At 58.9% G+C, this 20,792-nt stretch carries 17 protein-coding genes; 5 read left to right on the top strand and 12 right to left on the bottom strand.

The features are described from left to right. Positions 1-82: 82 nt before the first annotated feature. Positions 83-1,015, top strand: a complete 933-nt coding sequence (locus tag H9529_RS17740) for a DUF2493 domain-containing protein (RefSeq protein WP_092891945.1) — start codon at positions 83-85, stop codon at positions 1,013-1,015. 83 nt (positions 1,016-1,098) lie between these two features. Further along, positions 1,099-1,359 (top strand): WGR domain-containing protein, encoded by a 261-nt coding sequence (locus H9529_RS17735; RefSeq protein WP_092891992.1) that lies wholly within the window; start codon positions 1,099-1,101, stop codon positions 1,357-1,359. A 28-nt stretch (positions 1,360-1,387) separates the two neighbouring features. Here H9529_RS17735 and H9529_RS17730 read toward each other — a convergent pair whose 3' ends face one another. The 12 genes from H9529_RS17730 to H9529_RS17675 all read right to left on the bottom strand — a co-directional run bounded on the left by H9529_RS17730 (position 1,388) and on the right by H9529_RS17675 (position 15,102). Then, a complete protein-coding gene (locus H9529_RS17730) occupies positions 1,388-2,104 on the bottom strand; it encodes a M48 family metallopeptidase (protein WP_092891944.1) in 717 nt (238 codons plus the stop codon). Beyond that, a complete protein-coding gene (locus H9529_RS17725) occupies positions 2,101-5,316 on the bottom strand; it encodes a type I restriction endonuclease subunit R (protein WP_092891942.1) in 3,216 nt (1,071 codons plus the stop codon). Before H9529_RS17725 ends, H9529_RS17730 begins: the two co-directional genes overlap by 4 nt. Further along, complete coding sequence (locus H9529_RS17720) at positions 5,313-6,152, bottom strand: DUF3800 domain-containing protein (RefSeq protein WP_092891940.1); 840 nt, start codon at positions 6,150-6,152, stop codon at positions 5,313-5,315. The genes H9529_RS17725 and H9529_RS17720 overlap by 4 nt, the downstream gene beginning before the upstream one ends. After that, positions 6,149-7,546 (bottom strand): Shedu immune nuclease family protein, encoded by a 1,398-nt coding sequence (locus H9529_RS17715; protein WP_092891938.1) that lies wholly within the window; start codon positions 7,544-7,546, stop codon positions 6,149-6,151. The genes H9529_RS17720 and H9529_RS17715 overlap by 4 nt, the downstream gene beginning before the upstream one ends. After that, positions 7,546-8,775, bottom strand: coding sequence for a restriction endonuclease subunit S (locus H9529_RS17710; protein ID WP_092891936.1), 1,230 nt, complete (start codon positions 8,773-8,775; stop codon positions 7,546-7,548). The genes H9529_RS17715 and H9529_RS17710 overlap by 1 nt, the downstream gene beginning before the upstream one ends. Then, positions 8,772-9,806 (bottom strand): virulence RhuM family protein, encoded by a 1,035-nt coding sequence (locus tag H9529_RS17705; RefSeq protein WP_092891934.1) that lies wholly within the window; start codon positions 9,804-9,806, stop codon positions 8,772-8,774. Before H9529_RS17705 ends, H9529_RS17710 begins: the two co-directional genes overlap by 4 nt. Next, positions 9,799-11,316, bottom strand: a complete 1,518-nt coding sequence (locus H9529_RS17700; protein ID WP_092891932.1) for a type I restriction-modification system subunit M — start codon at positions 11,314-11,316, stop codon at positions 9,799-9,801. The genes H9529_RS17705 and H9529_RS17700 overlap by 8 nt, the downstream gene beginning before the upstream one ends. Next, a complete protein-coding gene (locus H9529_RS17695) occupies positions 11,313-11,918 on the bottom strand; it encodes a restriction endonuclease subunit S domain-containing protein (RefSeq protein WP_092891930.1) in 606 nt (201 codons plus the stop codon). The genes H9529_RS17700 and H9529_RS17695 overlap by 4 nt, the downstream gene beginning before the upstream one ends. A 191-nt stretch (positions 11,919-12,109) precedes the next feature. Then, positions 12,110-13,216: a Fic family protein gene (locus tag H9529_RS17690; RefSeq protein ID WP_092891928.1), complete on the bottom strand. Its 1,107-nt coding sequence runs from the start codon at positions 13,214-13,216 to the stop codon at positions 12,110-12,112. A gap of 120 nt (positions 13,217-13,336) precedes the next feature. Next, entirely contained in the window at positions 13,337-13,576 is a 240-nt protein-coding gene (locus H9529_RS17685) for a hypothetical protein (RefSeq protein ID WP_092891990.1), read from the bottom strand. 139 nt (positions 13,577-13,715) lie between these two features. Next, the gene (locus H9529_RS17680; protein WP_092891926.1) at positions 13,716-14,372 is read right to left on the bottom strand and encodes a hypothetical protein; all 657 of its coding nucleotides are present in this window, start codon (positions 14,370-14,372) and stop codon (positions 13,716-13,718) included. Between the two features lie 10 nt (positions 14,373-14,382). Then, a complete protein-coding gene (locus H9529_RS17675) occupies positions 14,383-15,102 on the bottom strand; it encodes a ParA family protein (protein WP_092891924.1) in 720 nt (239 codons plus the stop codon). A 500-nt stretch (positions 15,103-15,602) separates the two neighbouring features. On the opposite strand from H9529_RS17675, the gene H9529_RS17670 reads away from it, so the two are divergent. Genes H9529_RS17670 through H9529_RS17660 form a run of 3 tightly spaced genes read left to right on the top strand, consistent with a single transcriptional unit; the run spans position 15,603 to position 20,494 of the window. Then, entirely contained in the window at positions 15,603-16,190 is a 588-nt protein-coding gene (locus tag H9529_RS17670; RefSeq protein ID WP_092891922.1) for a plasmid mobilization relaxosome protein MobC, read from the top strand. Beyond that, a complete protein-coding gene (locus H9529_RS17665) occupies positions 16,177-18,534 on the top strand; it encodes a relaxase/mobilization nuclease domain-containing protein (protein ID WP_092891920.1) in 2,358 nt (785 codons plus the stop codon). The genes H9529_RS17670 and H9529_RS17665 overlap by 14 nt, the downstream gene beginning before the upstream one ends. Then, positions 18,527-20,494, top strand: coding sequence for a type IV secretory system conjugative DNA transfer family protein (locus H9529_RS17660; RefSeq protein ID WP_092891918.1), 1,968 nt, complete (start codon positions 18,527-18,529; stop codon positions 20,492-20,494). Before H9529_RS17665 ends, H9529_RS17660 begins: the two co-directional genes overlap by 8 nt. The last annotated feature ends 298 nt before the right edge of the window (positions 20,495-20,792 follow it).

Here is a 20,792-nt window from a genome sequence, read left to right as displayed (position 1 = left end):
CGTCCGCCATGACGGCTCAGAGCTGCCCATGAAGGCCGCGCGGGTTGTCGCGCGGACGAGACAGGCCCGGAGGCAAAAACAAATGACGATCCAGACCCACGACGATGCTTATGAACCCGCCCACACCGCATCCCAGACCGCCCATGCGCTCGACGAGTTGCAGCTTTATGGCTTCCGCCCTTTTGATGAGCCCGATCCGCGCCCGATGCCAGATGGGCAGCGCCTCGCGGTTGCAGTCGCCGACATCTTCGATGCCCTCGTCGCAAGCCTGGAAGACACCCGCATGGAGCCCGACCTCGAAGAGGTGCTCTGGGGCCAGGTCAACCTGTTCCACCGCGCCACGGCCCGGATCGAGCGGTCGCTGGATGACAACGAACAGGCGCAGCGCCGCCTGCAGCGCGAGCAGGACGGCTCCGAGGTGAAATCCGTCGAGCTTGAGCGCCTCACGGCTGAAGGCCTGACCTTGATCGAACGGCGCAACTGCATGGACATGATGCGCGATCACGCCGCCACCGAGTTTGTCCATCACACAGGATCGGCCTGGCGGCCCCGCACCGGCTCGATGGTGAACCGACAGCACATGACCGCAGCCCTGATCGACAGCCGCGACTTCCTGGCCGCCAAGCGCCGCGCGGAAACCGAGGTGATGCTGCCCGCAGGCCCCAAGGTCGCCCTCACCGGCGGGACCGATTTTAACGATCACCGCCTGATCTGGGGCAAGCTCGATCAGGTCAAGACCAAATATCCCGACATGGTCCTGCTTCACGGTGGAAGCCCCAAGGGCGCCGAGCTCATCGCCGCTAAATGGGCCGAAGCCCGGGGCGTCACGCAGGTCGCCTTCAAGCCTGACTGGACCAAGCACGCCAAAGCAGCCCCCTTCAAGCGCAACGACGCGTTGTTGGATGTGCTGCCTGTGGGCGTCCTCGTCTTCCCGGGCACGGGGATCCAAGAGAACCTTGCCGACAAAGCCAAGAAGCTGGGCATCCCGGTCATGAAGTTCGAGAAGGGGGCGTGAGCCCCCTTTCCCCTCACGGGAAATCAAGGTGGAACGGCATGCTTCCACCTGATATCATGGAAGAAAGCCTGCTGGATCACGATATGTCTCATACCGTCGCTCAACTTGAAGTGTTCCCGACCGACCTGCAGATGCGTCGGGTCGATCCCGCTCTCAATATGCGGCGCTTCTACCGCATGAGTATTCAGCCTGATCTCTTTGGTGGCGCCAGCCTCGTACGTGAATGGGGCCGCATCGGCGCGCGCGGGCAGATGATGATCGAGCAGCATCCCGATGAAGGGCGCGCCGTCACAGCGCTGATGAAGCTTGCAGTGGTGAAGAAGCGGCGGGGGTACACACCTTGATCAATGCTGCTTTCAGAAAAGTGTCAGCTCAAGCCATCTTTTTTTCAAGCTTGTCTTTCCGAGCTGGCCAATCGGGTAGAACCCTATCCAAGATTTCAAAGAACTCTGGGCCATGGTGTGGAACGGCAATGTGGCAAAGTTCGTGGGTGATGACATAGTCAATGGCATCCACGGGAGCCTCAATCAGCCTGCGATTGAGCATGAGGCGCGAAGAGGGTGACATGGATCCCCATCTTTGTCGAAGTTGACGCACGATCAATCCCTTCGGCCGGAATTCCTCGGGTGCAGGGAAGCGAAGCAAATTCAACTCGAGACGTTCAGCGAATTTTTTTTGGGCCTTCTGCCGGTACCAAGCATCGACAAGTTCGCGTGTGACCTCTGGTCGCTCCGGTCTATGAGTTTGCACGACGATGAAGCCTCGGGCGAGCTTTACCACGGCTTGGACGTGAGGAACCACCTTCAACCTATACTGACGTCCAAGGTAAAGATGGGTTTCGCCCGCCACGTACTGCCGATCAGGTGTTCGTGGAAGGAACTGGGTAAAATATCGCTGCTGACGGCGGATCCATGCAGCGCGCTTTCGAACCTTTTCTTCAATTGCCAACAGTGGAGCATCCATCGGCGCTGCGACGACCACGGAAGCATCTGGCTCGACAGCGATCTCCAGCGTTGTCCGGTCACGGCGCACGATGAAGAAATCGATGCTGTGTTCACCATATCTGACGCTGTGTCCCACAGGCTTCATCCAGGGAACCGCGCTCGGGCCAGGTCCATAATCTTGAGTTCAAGATCGTCCATCACTTCGTGCGTCAGTTCGATTCCGCGCTCATCGCGCAGGACATCAAAGAAATAATCGTCAATGGCGTTGCGCATTTTGTTTTGAGCGATGTCGTTGGACCAGACGTCGACGATGTGATGGGACTTGATGATGTCGATTATTGTCAGTGCAATAGAGGCAACTTCATCTGAATTAATCGGTGTGCCATCGTCGGTCGCGAGCGTGCCTTCAAGAATTCCAAAAAATGCCTGGCCATCGTCGTTGCCTTTGATCGCCTCCGGCACTTCGCGGCCGCGGTCCTTGCGAGCAATTTTGCTCGCCAAATCGACAACATTTTTTAGGTAATCGCGCTCGGAAATGCGTTTAGCCCGATAGTCGCGGATCGTTGCCTCCAAAAGTTCGGAGAAACTGCGATAGAAGGTTGGGTCTTCGTCCATCTTTTCGGTAATCGCCCGCCGCGTCGCACTGGCGATCCTGTCAGCCCTTGAGGCCTCGGTAACGCCCGTTTCCTCCACCACTGCTTTCAACGCGTCCGGGTCGTTGATGTTTACCATCTCGATGATGGTCTCGGCTGGCATCGCAACCACATGGTCGTCGAGCAGCTTCTGGATTTTCGGTTCGAACTCTTTGACGTCAACGGTCTCCTGGTAGCGCAATTGAACAGACCGCCGCAGTTCGGAAAACTGCTTCCAGTCCCGCTTCATGGCATCAATCTTTCCCTCGTCGAACACGTCGAAGAGCTTGTCCGACGACAGCGAGATGTGGAGACAGCGGCTAAAAGCCTTCAGCTTTTCGTAGAATTCCTGACGGATCGCCTCATCAGCGAGGAACTGCTCGAACTGCTCCATGTCCTTCTTGTTCTTGACCGGCTTGAACAGGTCCCAGAGTTGATCGTGCAGCTGGGGCAGTTTGCGGATTTCTTCGCGCACGTCATGGACCGTGCCGGCTAGGTCGGCGGCGTCAAAGCCCTCGAATGCGCTGTAGGTCGTGAGTGCGGTATCCAGCTCCCCGAGCAGCCCCTCATAGTCGATAATGAAGCCAAACTGCTTCTCGGTTGCTCCGTCTTCGTAGAGCCGGTTCACGCGAGCGATTGCCTGCAACAGATTGTGCTCGCGCAGTGACTTGCAGACATAAAGCACGGTGTTGCGTGGCGCATCGAACCCTGTCAGCAGCTTCGACACCACGATCAGGATCTCCGGGTCGCTCGAGCCCTTGAACGCCTCGATGATCTGTCGCGTGTATTCATCTTCAGTTTTGTAGCGGGCCATCATTCGAGCCCAGAAGACGCGCACGATGTCTTTCGATTCTTTGTCGACCTCCTCGTTTCCCTCGTTGTCATCAGGAGGAGAGATGACGATTTCGCTGGTGACATGCCCGATCTCGTCGAGCACTTCCTTGAAGCGAACGGCAGCTGCCTTGGAAGGCGCGACAAGCTGTGCCTTGAACCCTGTGCCTTGCCAGTGCTGGCGGAAATGCTCGGATATGTCGAAGGCCTTGGCCCGGATCGCCTGTCCGGTCTTCGACAGGGCGTCCATGCGGGAGAATTTGCGCTTCAGGTCTGCCTTCTGGTTTTCGGTAAGCCCTTCGCTGATTTTTTCGAACCATCTGTCAATAACGCCGCCATTGACTTCCTGCTCGACAAGACGGCCTTCATAGAGGAGAGGCACCACGGCTCCGTCAGCGACTGCCTCATCTATCGCGTACTTGTGGATAAGGCCCCCGAAGGTCGAGAGGGTATTCTTCTCTTTCTTTAGGAGCGGCGTTCCCGTGAAACCGAGATAGCAGGCATTTGGCAGCAGACGGCGCATCCGCGTGGCGAATTGGCTATGACCGCCATAACGACCCGTCTGTGAGCGATGGCTTTCATCGACTAGAACGAAAACATTGGCGTCTTCGTCAACATGTTCAGCAGCTTTGGCCGCCGTATCGAATTTGTTGATGATGGTCGTTACGAGCGGTGTGCGGTTCCGAATTAGATCGATCAAGTGCGCGCCGCTGGTCGCCCGCACGGGTTCTAACTCGCAGGATTTGAACGTATCCTTGATCTGCTTGTCGAGATCGTCGCGGTCGGTGACGATCAAAATGCGCGGATTGGGGATCAGCTTGTCAAGCGCTAGTGATCTCCCAAGCATCACCATCGTCAACGACTTACCCGACCCTTGTGTGTGCCAGATCACACCACCCTTGCGCCGCCCGTCCAGTCCGAACTGGCGGACCCGTTCGACTGCCTTTCGGATCCCAAAGAACTGTTGGTGCCGTGCCACCTTGCGTGTGCCTCCATCGAACACTGTGAAACGACGGATAAGATCAAGTAGGCGTTCCGGACGACACATCGCATGAATAGCGCGGTCCTGCGACGTAATCGTGCGCTGACCTTCAGCGGCCAAAGCCTCGAAATGTGCGCGCGCAAAGGCAAAGTCGCCTGAGAAGACTGCGTTGGCCTCTGCTGTGGTGAGGGGCCGATTTGTCAGCGGATCGATAGTTTCGTCCCGGTCCTCCTCATCCCGCCACAACTGCCAAAATTGCCGAGGTGTGCCTACTGTGGCGTAGCGCGCCTCGACTCGGTTCATCACCATGAGAAGCTGCGCGAAGTGGAACAGCTGCGGGATGTTGTCTTCGTTCTGATAGCCGATCAGCTGGCTACCGGCCTTCTTTAGGCTCTCGGTCGGCCGCTTGTTCTCGATCACGACGAATGGGATGCCGTTCACGTAGGCAACGATATCGCACCGCTTGGTCTGCGTGCTAGCTGTCCGCTCGACGGAGACTTCGGCCGTCACGTGATAAACGTTGTTCGACGGGGTCTCCCAATCGATGTAGCGGAACGAATAGGACTTGGAGTCTCCCTGGATCGTCTTGGTGATCGTCGTGCCAAGGACGAGGGTGTCGTAAATATCCTGGTTGGTGCCACGGAGACCCTTTTGCCGATCCGGAGTGGGCTTTAATCGTCGGATGGCTTCGTGCGCGTCCTCAAGGTCAAAGCTATAATCCCGACCGCGATGGGTGAAGCGATTGATCTTCTGAACCTGATCGGCCAGCACATCGTCCAACACCACGTTGCGCAGACGGCCGCCACGCATGCGAACTGCATCAACCTGGGACAGTGGCGTGAAGCCAAGTGCGACGAGCAATTGCAGCGCCGGAATCTGGGATTGATGTTTTTCGGCCGCATCGAAAGTCACAATTTCCACTCCGGATGCTTCGCTGACTTGAAAAACTTGACGCAAGGCTCGTCCGGGCAATGGCCGTGGGTTTCTCGTGCAGGTTCGAGAATGGCGACCAGTTCGGTGTAATAATCCTTTTCGCCCACCCAGGTCTCAGCGACGGCGGCCAATTCCAAATGCCGCCGGTAGACGTAGGACATCGCATCCGCGACTTGCACCATTGAAGAATGGTCCGACTTGATCGCGAAGGCCGTGTTGATGATGTGGTCGAACCGATCCTTCTTAGTGCGCTCCAACCAGACGGCCTTCCCGCGCTTCTTCCCCCGAAGCTGGTAGAGGCCATCGAACCATGCATTGCCCTGATAGAGTTCGTCTGACAGCTTGGGCATCTCGGCCTTGTTGTCATCCATAATGACGACAGTCAGACCTTTGCTATTCTTGACGGCTTGCATCTTTTTCTGGACAAGGCAGGCTGTGAACATTGCCGACGCAAGCCAGTAAGTCGTGCCTACCGGCTGAGCATGGCCTGCCGCTGTCGCAACGTCAAAAGCGGCAAAAGACAATCCCAACCCGAAGATCTTGCCACCATTCTCGACAGCCAGTTCGCAAACGCTCTTGAGGAACTCCTTTCGCTCCACCGCGTCGATCTCGCGCCAGCCACCCTTGCCATTGATGAACCGGCTCGTCTTGAAATCCGCCCTGTTTCCCGGATGCTTGGCGAACAAAGCCTCAAGCCGCTGATCGAAGTCTGCGGTCTTCTTGCGTAGCTTGTACGCATCCACCATCAGGCCACACGTTACGAAGACGTCGCCCTGATCGCGCGAACCGCTTTCGTCGATATAGATGAACTTCATGCGGCTGCCCCTCCCTCAGCGGCACGCAGGAATGCGCCCAGCTGTTTCAGTTTCTCGTGAAGCTCATCGAACGTCACAATCTCGACGTCCTTGGAATTGCGCCGGAACAGCTCGAAGGACTTCTTCCTGTCATCGCCCTCGGGCGTCTTGCCGATGACAAGGCAGCAGTGCACGGCATAGGACTCGAGGTCAGAGATGCGCGAGTTATGCTTGATCTGCGCGATATGGCTCTGGAACTGATACTTCTGATCCAGCGCCTGATTGATCGATCCGGAAAGGTCAGAAGACGGCGTATATACGCCCTCGCGAAACGGCGTCTTGTTCAAGATCGCGGTCTGCGGCGTCTTGATCTCGAAGATCGCGGTGTTGTTGGTCAGGCTGTTCTTGACCAGAAAATCGGTGATCTTCTCGCCGTCACCAGATAGTTTCCGTCCTCCAACAGAGGCTTGGTCCCGCACCTTGATGACGGGATAGCCGAAAGCCATGTTCAGGATGAACGGGTTTTCGTTGAAGAAGTCCTGCCAGCGGTCTTCAACGAGCGTCTCGCCCAGCATCGCCTCATATCGCCTGATCAGCGCTTCCAGTGTCACCAGTTCGATGTCGCTACGCAGCTTGGCTAGCTTTTCCGGCTGAACCTCGGCAATGTCGGCAGCGTGGTTAGTCAGTGCTCCGATAACGGCATTCTGATCCTCTTCCGAAAGCTCGGTCTTGCCCTGCGCTACTGTGGTGAACAGCTTGCGATAGGGATGCCGCCCGACTTTGGGGTCAAGCTTGGCCACACCAAGACGCTCGGCCAGAATGTTGTGAGCCGCCGTCCCTTTGACGGCGCGCGCGGCGGACTGAGCCAGATTGTCGATGCTGTTCATTTCGCGCCGCGCCAGCTCAAAGTCCTTGTTCGAAATGAAGAACAGCTTTTCGTTCGAGGCCGGGCCGGTCTCTTCCTTGCCGCTGATCACGATCTCGGTGCAGTCCGACAGGGTTTCGACGGCGTCAATGATGAACCGGTATGGCTTTGCCAGACCAAGCCCGTAGGCAAAGTCCTTGGTGAAGGCGGACGGCAGGTTCTCTAGAATGTTAAGAACGCCTTTGGGCGTCGTGGGCACAACGATGTGCTTATCGGCGAGGGTGATCCGTTCGACTTGGGCGTACTTTGGTTTCAGAAAATCGGGTTTGTCGCCGAAAGTCCCAATCGGGTAGATGGTCAGGAACCGGTCCTGGCCGTTGATATCCAGCAGCTTTGCCCTGTGCGCTTTTGCCTGCGCCGGGTCGAGCCCGGACGAACGCAAGCTGTGATGCGGCGGGACGAAGAAGACCTCAACGAAATTGGGATGCACTTCCTCGACCTCTAGGGTGCCATCGCGCTCGGGGTCATGCTGCTGGAAGCCACGGGCCATCAGTTTGTCTCCACCTTCACACGCCATTCACCCGTCAGCAGCTTTTGCATCAGGCCGCGCTTCTGGCGGGTCAGGGCGTCGATTTCGGCGTCGATGCAGGCCAGTTCCGCCTGCGTTGTTATTGCGACCTCGGCGATTGCGGCTTGTTCGGCGGGGTCCATCGGCAGGCGCAGTTTGCCTTCAAGGAAGCGGCGGTTGGTGATGGCGATGGTGTTCTTGGCACCCTTCTGCACCAGCGGGTGCAGGTAGTTGCGCACTGCGATGGGGGATTCGAACAGCGCATCCAGGATCACGCCAAGCGCGTGGGTCGCGGGTGTGAACACCCCGTAGAGCGGCGAGACGATGACCTCTTGCGCGATCTTGCTTTGCTTGATGATGCCAAGCGGAAACTCACCTGTCGGGCTTTTGGTATAGACGATATCGCCGGGCAGGACGCGGTTATAATGGCCCGTGTCGGCGGCGGCGAAGGACCGGCCAAGATGCTCGATCTGGTTGATCAGTCCCTTGTGGACCGAGACCGAGAACACCTCTTCCGCGCCAGCGCCATTCAGCCCGTGTTCGGTCAGGACCTTGCCCAAGGTTACCTCGCGCCACGCGCCGGTATGGCCGGGCAGCCGTATGCGGCCTGTGAACAGGTGAGAGCGCATCCAGATGCGGCGGGACAAGTTCGCGCTGCGCAGCGCGGTCAGCTTTTCGATAGCCTCGTCCCATGTCCGCAGGATTTCGGCGATCTTGCGCTGTTCGGGGAGTGGGGGGAGATGAACCGGGAATTGGTTTAACTGGCTTGCATTGAGGGTGGCAAGACCCGTAGAGCTTTTTGCGCACGAAAGAAGGTAGTTTCGACCCCTGCGGGACTGGAGTTGAAGCATCAAGAAGTCGGGCAATAATTTGGCATCTTTCAATGTTCTTACTGCAAACACATGGTTCTGATGCACGCAGTCAGGAATTTGGCCTCCCCAGATACATCCGCGACCAAGGTTCTCTGGATTACCGTTGCCTTCGATTAGGAGAATATCACCCGGCATCAATGTAAAGCGGGCAACCTGATTTATGGGGACATCAATTTCCTGAACTTCGGAAAGGTCGATAAAGCCATCTTGAACGTTAGCCACTCGCATATATGGCTTTTTGACACTTTGCCCCTCACGGTTCGAGCTCTTTGAGAGGCCCGACCGAACATCGGCAATTCTGTGCATCAAGACGCTTTGCCAATTTGCAGGGGTCTTCATATTCCCTCCCCCTTCTTCCGCCCTTTCGCGCCATCGGCGATCCGCTTCAACTCGTCCAGTTCATCGGTCTCGCTGGCCGCAAGCGCCTGCGTGGCCTTGCGTGCCTTGTCGAAGGCGGCATAGCGGCCATGCGCGATGCGTTCGGCCTGTTTGGCCGACACTGACCCCGCGCTTTGCAACCGGGGCAGTTCGTTGCTGGTCAGAAAGGTATCCAGCACACCGTCCCAATCGGCCAGCCGCATGGTCTGGCGGCGGCTTGCGCGCAGCTCGGCGGTGTTCAGGAAGGTTTCAACGATCAGGTTCAGTTCCTTGATCTCCGCCTCGCCCAGATAGTTTTTGGCGGTGCCGACATCCGCCTTGCGCAGTGCGCGACCCTTGCCGGCATCCTTCCAGGTGGTCAGGCCCATGTTGGGCTTGTCTGCATCAGCCCACGCGCGGATCAACTCGCCCGCCGTGTGGCTGGTAACGGCGTAAAGCATCTTGTTCTGGATCGTGGCGTAAAAGGTCGGAACGGCCGACGACTGCGCATCGTAATCCTCGCTCAGCGCCAGGATGTCGCGCACCTTCTGGTAGAACCGCGCCTCGGACGCCCGAATGTCGCGGATGCGTTCCAGAAGCTCGTCGAAGTAGTCCCACTTGGGATCCTTCAGGCGTTCGTCATTCATGACGAAGCCCTTGACGAGGAATTCCTTCAGCGCAGATGTCGCCCAGCGGCGGAACTGCACGCCACGCGGGCTGCGCACCCGGTATCCCACGGCGAGGATCATCTCGAGCCGGTAGAGGGTGACAGACCGCTTCACCTGACGGGGGCCCTCGGTTTGAACTGTCAAGTATTCCTTGACAGTTGACTCGGGGTCCAACTCGCCCTCGGCCAGAATTTTGCGGATATGCAGGCTGACGTTTTGCTTGGAGGTCTGGAACAGTTCGGCGATCTCGATCTGGCTGAGCCAGACGGTGCCGTCAACGGCGCGCAGCTGGATCTCAGCCGCGCCGTCCTCGGTGCTGTAAAGGATGATTTCGCCATCAGACATCGACGCCAAGCTCCTTCAGGTAGCCAGCCATGCGCCCGCGGACCTCGATCAGCTCTGCCTCGATATTGGTGATCTGTTTTTGCAGAGCGGCAACGTCGATTTCTTCCTCTGGCTCAAAGGTATCGACGTAGCGGGGAATATTCAGGTTAAAGTCGTTCTCGGCGATCTCTTCCATGCTGGCGCGATGCGAGTATTTGTCGACCTCGGCACGGGTGGTATAGGTCTCCAACACCTTGTTGACATGCGCCTCGTCCATCACGTTCTGCGTCTTGCTGGGCGTGAATTCCTTGCTGGCGTCGATAAACAGAACATCGCGCCGGGTTTCATTCGCGCCGCCCTGTTCGCGGGAACGGTCGAAGATCAGGATTGCGACCGGGATGCCAGTGGTGGTGAAGAGGTTGGCAGGAAGGCCAACGACCGCGTCGAGCAGGTTCTCTTCGATCAGCGCCCGCCGGATCCGCCCCTCGGCCCCGCCCCGGAACAGAACACCATGCGGAACGATGACGGCCACACGGCCGCTCTGACGCTTGGCGATCTCGATCATGTGGGTGATAAAGCCATAGTCGCCCTTGGACTTCGGCGGGATGCCGCGCCAGTACCGCTTGAACTGATCGCTTGCCGCGTCCTCTGCCCCCCATTTGTCGAGGGAGAATGGCGGGTTCGCCACAACCACATCGAATTTCATAAGGTGATCGGCCTCAACCAGCGCAGGACTGTTGAGGGTGTCGCACCATTCGATGCGTGCAGCGTCCTTGGCATGCAGAAACATGTTCATACGTGCCAACGCCCATGTCGCGCCGTTCACTTCCTGGCCGTAGAGGGCGAAGTTCTCGGAGCCGACCTCCTCTGCCGCACAGATCAGCAGCGAACCGGACCCGCAGGCCGGGTCGCAGATGGTGTCGCCGACCTTGGGGGCAGCCAACTTCGCCAACAGACGAGAGACAGCAGACGGCGTGTAGAACTCGCCAGCTTTCTTGCCCGCGTCAGACGCAAAACGCGAGATGAGGTAGATATAACACTCGCCGATGATGTCTTCTGTCACGCGGCTGGGGCGTAGGTCGAGTGCAGGCTTGGCGAAATCCTCCAGCACGTTCTTAAGGCGGCGATTTCGGTCTTTGACGCGCCCGAGATTGGCCTCGGAGTTGAAGTCGATGTTGCGGAACACACCTTCAAGCTTGGCGCGGTTCGCATCTTCGATCCTCTCCAACGCGATATTGATCCGCTCCCCGATATTGGCCTCATTACGCGCTTCATAGAGATCGTAGAAGCTGGCGCCCTCCGGAAGAACAAAGCGCTCGCGCTCAAGTCGACGCCGGATCCGCGCTTCATCGCCGCCATACTGGTTGCGATAGGTTTCGAGGTGGTCGTTCCAGTGGTCAGAGATGTATTTCAGGAACAACATCACCAGGATGTAGTCCTTGTACTGTCCGGCATCGACGACGCCTCGGAAGGTGTCGCAAGCGGCCCAAGCCGTCTGGTTGACCTGTTGCTGTGTGAGTTGGTCGGTCATTTCGACGTCCTTTCCTGCCGTGTTTTGGGGCGCAGCCTGTTCGCTCGCTCGACGAGGATCAGGCTCATCATCTTTCTGCGAGTCTCGGCGACGAGCAGGGCTAGCGCGCGCTCCTGTTCAGCAAGAGCATCAATCGCAACAATCTTTCCTTGGGTCTCAATGTCAGGGATCTCAAGTTTCAGGTCGTCGAGGCTGGATCTGGGGATCATCCGGATGTTTGTGCCGCGCGCCGCTACATCAAAGTGGCGTTGTGCAGGCGGCTGATTGATGGCCCAGGCCAAATACTCCGGTATCACGACATCATGTTTCGGGCGCAGCACAAGCAATGGCAAAACTGCAAGCGCACGCTCCTGCAGCCGTTTGTCTAGAACGGACGCTGTGTTTCGCTCTCCCCGCGACCGAAACACAACGTCGCCTGCCCGCACGAAGTAGCGGTCAGCCAAGCCCTCCAATTGTACGCGCGTAAGGCGTTCTGGGTTGATGACCCCCTCGGGAGAAATGTCGCGCAGTTGAATTGCGAGAACGCCGCCGGCCTCGGTGGCTTCGAGTCGGCCCCGGGCTGTGTATCCGCTGTGAATGGTGCAAGTATCTGCAAGTAGCATTTTGATCTCTGTAGGCTGTCCTACAGCACATAAGGCCTGGAAGCGGCAGCGTCAATAAAATTTTTGCTGTAGACCGGCCTACAGCAAAAATACAGATCAAAGTGCTAGAATTGCCAGTCCATCACTACGAAGCTTGGCAGTACTGACTGCGCAGACCGCTGGCGTTGTTCTTTCCAATGTTACGACGCGGATCAGACCTCCAAGTTTAACCAGTATCGCGTGTGCCGCCGCTCACCAGTTCGTTTCAACCCACCCTTTTCGACTAGGTCCTGCAGGTCCCGGGTCGCGGTCGCGCGCGAGGTGCCGGTGATCTTGAGGTAATTCTCGGCGCTGAGCCCGCCTTTGAACCCGGCGGGACCTTCCCGAAACATCCGCGCGATAGCTTTGTCCTGGCGCTCGTTAAACTGACCGCGGTGCCGGTCGTAAAAGTGCGCCTTGCTGATGAAGAACCCGACCCGCTCGAGCGTGACCTGCTGGGCTTTCAGGACGATCTCGGCGAACCACACGAGCCACTCTGTCACGTCCAGCGTCTTCTGATGGTACTCGAGTTGGTCGTAATAGGCCTTCCGTTCTTTTTCGATGGTGAAGGCAAGCGCTATGAGGCTCGGTTGGCCAATGTTCTGCGCCAGGGATTTTTCAGCCACGGCGCGGCCCAACCGGCCATTGCCATCCTCGAAAGGATGGATGCTCTCAAAGTATAGGTGGCCAAGCCCCGCACGCGTCAGGGCTGAGAGCGGCGTTGCGCGGCCGGGTCCGGTCTTGTTGAACCATTCAACGTAGCGCTCCATCTCCGGCGCGACCTGAACTGAGGGAGGCGCTTCAAAATGTATTGTCGGGCGGTCAAGGCGTCCCGAGACGATTTGCATTGCCTCGGTGTGCTGTCGGTACTCGCCAATGGCCTCCATCCGATGATCGTGTGACAGGAGCATCCGGTGCCAGCGAAACAGCGTCTCGTGGTCGAGCGGATCAGCAAAACCCGAATAGAGGTCCACCATCATTTCCGCCACGCCCTGCTCACGCGGCTTGGTGGGGTAGCTGTCAGGGTCTAGCCCCATATGGCGGCGCAAAGACGACTGGACGCTCAGCCGGTCGAGGATTTCGCCCTCGATTGCACTGGTTTGCATCGCTTCTTCGCTCAGAAGTTCGATGCGCAGTTGTTCGCGCTCTGATGGGCTGACATGATACACGGCACCGACGATCTCGCCCGACGACAGCAGAAACTTCCGCTCGAACTGCTCCAGAACGGTGGCGTCATACCGGAAATCCGGCCAATCGGGCAGTGTCCAGTTCCAGGCCATGAGTTATAGACATCCCTTCTATAGCTCACATTAAGATCATTTGTGATGCATAGAAGTCAATACTATCGATCAACGGATGTGCCTGCCAACCTCAATGTCAGATGAAATCAACCTATGACGCTAGGCATTCACCAGCGGTAGCGGATCAAGCGGCTTCTGTCCTGCTTCTTGCTGGTCAAGGGGGCTGGGCGCAATATCCCGAACAATCGGTTCATATCGGACTTTCGCCATGGCCTCGTTCAGCCACGCCGGTTGCAGATCGCCATTGTCCCATTGGTAGAGGTAGCCCACCAGGCTGTCGGTCTTCTTGCAGAGGATGCGCATGATCGGTTCGCCGGTGAGGCGGGGCTTTGTGGTCATGATCTGTTCCTCTTCCTTGGACCTCATTCCTTGTGAATACGGAGGCCGCAAAAATTCTTGCTGGGGTAGTAAGGGCAGGTTTCTGCAACTGCAAGATGAGTCCGATTTGATCGGCGAAAACTCACCGGTCCGACGCGAGTTATCTATCTATATCGGTTGTTTCAGCGTTATCGGGGTCATGCGGCGCTGCAGCAAAATCCTTGAGTTCCTCGATCAGAGCGTCAATTTCGGCCCAGATCCGCGGCTCGACCTGGCCGCGGATCAGGGCCCACTTGCTCAGCACATCAAGTGGATCATTCTCACGGAGAAGAACATGCAAATGAGCAGTGTAGACGGCCAGCGACGTGCGGGCTTGCCATTGCATGTTGCGGGTGCGCCGCTCGTCAGAGGGAGGCGCAAAGACCGGAGCCAGTTGCCAGCCCTTGACCGCGCGACGCAGGGCGGCGCGGACCACATGCGCAGGATCGACGCCGCAAGCCAAAAGCGCCGCCTCCTGCCTTGCGAGCGCGTTGACCCGGATGTCGATCTTTCGTGTAAGGGGGGAGCCTTTGGCAGCTAGCGGTGGACCGTCGGTCGCCTTTGCTCGCTCCACCTCCCGTCCCGGCTCATCCTTGGCATCAACGGACTCCGCATCGGAATGATATTCTCGCCCCGTGGTAACGGCGTCATTTGCGGTTTGAACACGCGCCGCGGTACTCCCTATTTCCTCTCCTACCGGGTTCTTTCCACTGTCTTGCCTCAGCGTTGCTGAATAGGCTGTATCGGGCCGGGTGATGGTTGGTATCTTCTTACGCAATGGTCTGCCCTCACGCCGCCAAGATGTTATTCAAAATGTCAGTGGCCTCTTCCAACGCCTCGACGACGTGGCGTACATGCGGGCGCATCAACGGGTTTGGGTCCCTCTGCTTTTGCAAGGCCACGGCATGAAGTAGGCCCTTCTCATCCATTTCCTTGTAGGCATTGCGGCGCATCATCACCGTCTCGATCACCGGAAACCGCGCAACTGCCGCCTCGATCAGCGTGGCATCGGCGCGGGTGGTCTTTGGGTCGACCATGTTGAGGACGACATGATGGCGTGGCAGGCTTGAGGGATCGTCGACGCGCGATTTCAGCTTCTCGAACCAGTCGGCGGTTTGCGCGCCCACATCGAGATCCGAGGTTGAGAGCATGACCGGCGTGACGATGTGATCGGCGAGTACAGCGATGCCATCCGACCACTCGGCCCCGACACCGGCCGTGTCGACGAAGACGAAGTCGGCGGAGTCCGCCACATAGACCTGCTCGATCTTCCGATCGACAGCCGCGACACTCTCGACCGAAGCTGACTGCAAGAGTGGCGACCCAAACCCCGTTGCCTCAGCTCGCTGATGCCAGGCACCCAGCACACCAGTGCTGTCCGTGTCGATCAGCAGCACCCGGCGACCGGCAGCCACGGCAGCGCTGATCAGGGCGCGGGACACGGTGGTTTTTCCACTCCCGCCCTTCCGGGCCATCACAGCAATCACCACGAGATTGTCGTTTGGCATGATGTTGGCTCCCTCTAACAAAAATAGTGAAATGAGACAAAGACACCTGAATGTCGCTATTCGGTAGAGCGAGGCGCGTCAAGCAGATGACGCGATGCGCAGGCCACGCGACGCGCTGCAGATTGCGATCTGCAGCGTCCCGAAAACACGCTCCATTCGGCATTAGGCGAAAGGCGCATTGCGCAAGACGGGATACGGAAGGCACGAGACGCGGTCCATCGGACACGCTGCACAATGCGCGGTGCATTGGGCGCTTGCCTTTTGCCAGAAGACGCGATGCGGGGTGCGCGAAACGTCCTGCAACGGGCGTGATGCGCGATGCAAAAGACGCGGAACGAAATGCATTGAGCGCGATGCGCGCTGCATTTGACAGAAGACGTGAAATCGGCCCCGGAGGCCGATTTTCTACATTGAGTACAAGCCCTTATACCCGACTCCGCTTGCGCTGGGAGTCGGTGGGCTTGTACGAAGATGGCAAGAAATAGGAACGTTAACTTTACATGCCCCGTGCTCGTCGCCTCACCGAGAATGAACGTCTCAGCATCGCCAAAGCGCGTGCTGAAGGCGTCCCCGTGCGCGAGCTGGCGACCCGCTACGGGGTCAGCCGTGTGTCGATCTACAACGCGTCCAACCACGGCACCGAGCGGCAGGAGGCGAATGCCAGCCGTTCGCGCGTGATCGGCATCCGGGTCAGTGCCCGTGACCTGCGCGGTTTTGATGCGGCTCTCGGGCGCCGGGGCATCGCGCATCGCTCAGACGCTATGCGGCGGCTGATGCTTGCCGCCGACGACATCTTGCGTCCCGATGAAGCGATGACGGAGGAATTGCGCGCGATGAGTGCCGCGCTCAACCGGGTCGGCAACAACGTCAACCAAGTGGCGCGGCGGCTGAACGAGGCCAAGGTTCGGGGTGAGCTTCCACCCTATACAGCGGCAAGCCATGCCGAGATCCGGGAACTGGCGGGCCTGGTTTTTGAGCTGGCCGACCAGATCCAGCAACTTTTCCGTGCACGTCGTCGGGCGCTTGATCTGGACGTAAACAAGGCCCTCGCCGGTCTGGTGTCAGGAGGGCAGAATGGCGCGGACTGACAGCGCGCGCGGTGCGGGTTCTGCGCTTTTCGACCGTGATTGGAGCCGGGTCTCGGGCAGCTGGCAGGGGCTTGCGAAGGGCGCACAGATGGTTCGCGCCGCGCGCGGCTATTCGCCGGCGATCTTCAAGCCGATCTCCAAGGGCGGTTGCCATACCGGCGCGCAGCTCCGGACACAGCTCACCTATCTCACCACCAAATCGAGCCACATTCTCGACAGCCGCGGCACCCATGACGGCAAGAAGACTCTGACCGGGGCGGAGATCGAGCGCGTGGCACGGCGCTTCGAGAACCAATGGGGCGAACGGCACAGCCCAAAACTCGGCCATACCTCGCATCTCCTGATGGCCTTTCCCGTCGGCACGAAGGGCGAGGAGGTGCGCGACATCACCCAAGCCGTCTGCGAGCGGTTCTTTCAGGGCGAGGGCTCGCAATTCGACTATATTGCTGCAATACACCAAGATCGCGCGCATCCACATGCGCATATCGTTCTGAACCGCCGCAGCAAGGATGGCGAAATGTTCTTTCTCGGGAAGGATCACCACTTCAACTACGACGCTTTCCGGGTGGCGATGGTTGAGGCGGCACAGGCCCACGGGATCCGGCTTGAGGCGACGCGTCGTCTCGACCGCGGAGTCACGACCTATCGCGCCGACATTGATGAAATCTACACGGCCCGTGAAGAAGGGCGGCCCCCCGTTGAACGTCAGCGCACGGGAGTTGATCTCTCAGCTGCCCTTCAGACGGTGGCCCGCAATGCCCTGATGTACCGCGGGCTTGCGGCCGAAGCGTCACGATCAAACTTCGAAGACCTGGCCGAAGCCCTCGAGCGGGCCAGCACCATCCTTGCCAGCGGCAGTTCAATCCAATCCGATGGAGCCATTTATATGTCCGACGACGACACCGCCTTTGATACGCTGATCACCGAGTTTTCCCAAAACATCCGCCAGATCGAGGCGGCAATCGACAGGGCCCCTGCCACCGAGCGCCCGGTGATCGAGCGCAAGCTCACCGATGTGCTGGCCTCGGTGGCGCATTTGAACCCGCTTGGGGATCGCTCAAGCGACCTTATCGATGCACCGTCCCGGGACGGCATTTATGCGCGGCCGAATGTGAGTGAGGATCATCTCGCGCGCCTCGACACAGATGAGGTCAAGGCCAAGCTGGCCGTGGTTCTGAAAGGCACCGGCATTGATGCTGACGCCGTCGTTGCGCGCCTGGGCGAAGGGGCGGGCAACGCAGCACTCGAACGCCAATGGCTGGCAGAGGACCTGCAGGCCATCGGCAAGGGGGGCGATCTTGATCTCGAGAAGACCGAGGACCGCGAAGAGGCGCTGGACCGGCTGGAAGCGGTCCATGTTCGCCTGGGCGATGTCCTGACAAGCGCGCAGGTCTTGCGAGCCGTCGATGAGGTGGAAGAGGAAGAGGGTGATATCCAACTCCGCCTTGGTGAAGCAGAGCGGCTGTCAGGCCATAACAGCGAAAGGGACCGACCGGACGTATTCGCGGCAACGGAGCGTCAGGATTTCCGGCAGCTGGTGGCACAGTTCCGCAGGACGGATTTCAACTACCCGTTCTCTGACGATTCGTCGGTGCGGGAGAGGGGTGCAATCGAGGTGCAAGAGGCGCGCGGCGCGTTTGATGTCTATGCGCAAAGATCGCCCCAACATGCCGAACTGGCCTCGATGGCCTGGGACCAGGCGACTGACAGCCGCAAGCCGCCGCAATACGCGGTCGCGGAGCGGGACCGCACGCTCCACGCGGGCGACATGGACCTCGCCTCGCGGGATCCGTCGGAACATCTCGGTCCGATCACCGAGGAGCTTCGCACGGTCGCTCGCTACCGCACGGAGATGCCGGATGACAACTTCGGTTCGGCGGTCCAGGACGAGATCAATCACCTTCGCGCTTTGGGGGCCTCACGTGCCTACATCAGCGAACGAAGCTTTGAGATCGAGGACCAGGCGCGTCAGGATTATGCTGAGCGGCGTTATCTGGAAGAGACCGCCCCTACGGTCTTGGCTTTTGTGCGCGAAGCCGCCTCCGGAGAGCCTGAAACGATCCCTGGGGCAGAGCAGCAACGCATTGTTGAGGAGGTGAACGAACGCCTGACGCCCGACGCGATCAACGCGCTGCGGTCCGGAAATGCCGAAGTGCTGGACAAGTTTACCGAGGATCCGCTGCGTCAGCTAGAATTGGCCAAGACCTATCTCCAAAGCAGCGAGGTTACTGCTCATGGCCCGGCCATGGAGCGCGTTCTCGACGCCCTGGCTGAGGAACATATCGAGGCACAGCGCGCGCGCCACGCCGCGTCGCATGGCGAGAAGGGGATTACCCATGGATAGGGGCAAGATCATCGGAGGCATCCTGAGCCTCGTGCTGGTCGGCCTTGCGATGGGCTATGTCATGGCGACCGGGTTTCTCATGTTTCGGTACGGGCTTTCGCCGACGCGTTTCGACGTCACCCTGCTCGTCCGCGAATATCCGGATCTGTCACAATCTGCGTCCAAGGAATTCCTTTGGGTGAACCTCATCGTTGGCGGCTTCGGTCTCGCCGCCCTGATGCTGAGCGTAACGCTGCTAGGGGAGGCGTTGACGCGTTTCGGCACGACCCATTGGCAAACCCGAGGCGAAATGAAGCGAAATGGTTTCTTCGCCAAGCCGGGCGGCGGTTTCCTCCTCGGTAAATTGGGGCCCCCGAAATCGAAGCGGCCATTCCTCGTCTCGAAGACATTCCCGCACGCGCTGATCGTGGCACCCACGGGCCGAGGCAAGGGCGTGGGCTTCGTCATCCCAAACCTGCTCACCTACAAGGGCTCGGCCGTGGTGCTCGACGTGAAGGGCGAGAACTTCCGCGAGACCTCGCGCTTCCGCGCCAGCATGGGTGACAAGGTCTTCCGTTTTGTCCCGACCGACTGGGATCGTCCGACGCATCGCTACAATCCGCTGGCGCGAATCGCGGCCATGACCAACCCCGACCGGCAGCAGATGGAGCTGAAGCTTACTGCTAAGCTCTTCCTCCAGACCGACAACGAAAAGCTGAGCGGGCTTTTGGCCGGCGGGATCGATCTCTTCGTTGCGGCGGGTCTTCTGGCCTTCGAGCGCGGCGTGCCCACCATCGGCGAGATCTACCGCATCACCGCTTCAGGGGGCGACAAGCAGAAGGAGTACCTCAAGCGCGCCCAGGAGGTGAAGAACAGGTCCGCCAAATTGATCTTCGAGCGCATGGCCTCGACCAACAACGACACTTTGACCTCTTACCTCTCGCTCTTGATGACCTCGGGTCTCGACACCTGGGATAACCGCGCGATCAACGCGGCAACCGCGACCTCGGATTTCTCCTTCCGGGACATCCGGCGAAGACCGCACGCGATCTATCTCGTGGTTGAATCCGAGATGATCCGCCCTCTGGCCCCGCTGATCCGGCTGTTCTTCTCCGACCTGATCGCCTCGCTCCAGGCGCAGGAGCCGGGCGACGATGAACCCTGGCCGGTCATGATTATGCTCGACGAATTCGACCGGCTCGGGAAAATGCCGATCGTCGCCGAAAGCATCAAGACGCTGCGCTCCTTCGGCGGCAACTTAGCGATCGTCACTCAGACCATCCCGGCGCTGGACGAAATCTATGGCGAGAACACCCGCCGGTCGCTCCAGGGCGGCGCGGGCGTGAAACTGTACCTCACCCCCTCTGAGCAGAAGACCATTGAGGAGTTGAGCCAGGCCGTCGGCAAGACCACAAAACGCGTGGTGACTCGTTCCCGGGCAGTGGGCCGCAATCCCTTCGAGGGGCGGAGCGTCTCCGAGCGGACCGAGGACACACCGCTCCTAACTGAAGATCAGGCTCGGCGCATGGACCTTGATGAAGTGATCCTCGTGATCGACGCGCAGATGCCGATCCGGGCACGGCGGATCAAGTATTTCGACGACCCGGCGCTGAAGGTGCTGCATGCTGGTCAGGTGGGCAGTTTCCCCTATCCGGACGAGGAGCGCTTGCGTCGGGATCGTCAGATGACGGAAACACGAGAGACTGTCGAGAAGTTGAGGCAGGAATTGAACGAGGTGCGGGCGGCTGGGACATCACATGATAAGGCATCCCCGGCAGTATTGACTCAAACGCCAGCGACAGAAGGTGATTTGCAAAAGCCGCCGAGTTCATCGCGAGGTCGGGCTGCGCGCGCAGGGGCGTTGTCGGCGCCCGTGCAGCTTGACCTCAATCTCGGAAATCTGGGGATCTCGGAACGGGATCGGGCCACGTTGGCTTCGGCTGTGCAGACGACGCGGTCGATAATAGGGGAGCATGCATGATTTAACGACAGCCGACCTTCGGGTAAAACGCAGCTATTGCAGAATATGAGCCCAAACCGGGAGCGATCAAATTTCGCTGCGTGTGCTCGCAGCATTTTCTCCGCTGCACGGCCGCGAAATCTCGCGCTGCATTGCAACGAGAAGAACGGTCATTCAGGCTGCTCGTAGCAAAACTGAAACCACGAAATCACACAGCGCGGGACGAATCTGCCGTTCAAGATGGCGACGCGAAGGTCTGTTTTCTCCTGAACTTGTCACTCCAGCGCGACCGCAGATTTCGAGCCAAGACAGTCGAAAA

Source organism: Roseicitreum antarcticum (assembly GCF_014681765.1).
GTDB lineage: Bacteria > Pseudomonadota > Alphaproteobacteria > Rhodobacterales > Rhodobacteraceae > Roseicitreum > Roseicitreum antarcticum.
This window is presented reverse-complemented; position numbering and strand designations above follow the sequence as displayed.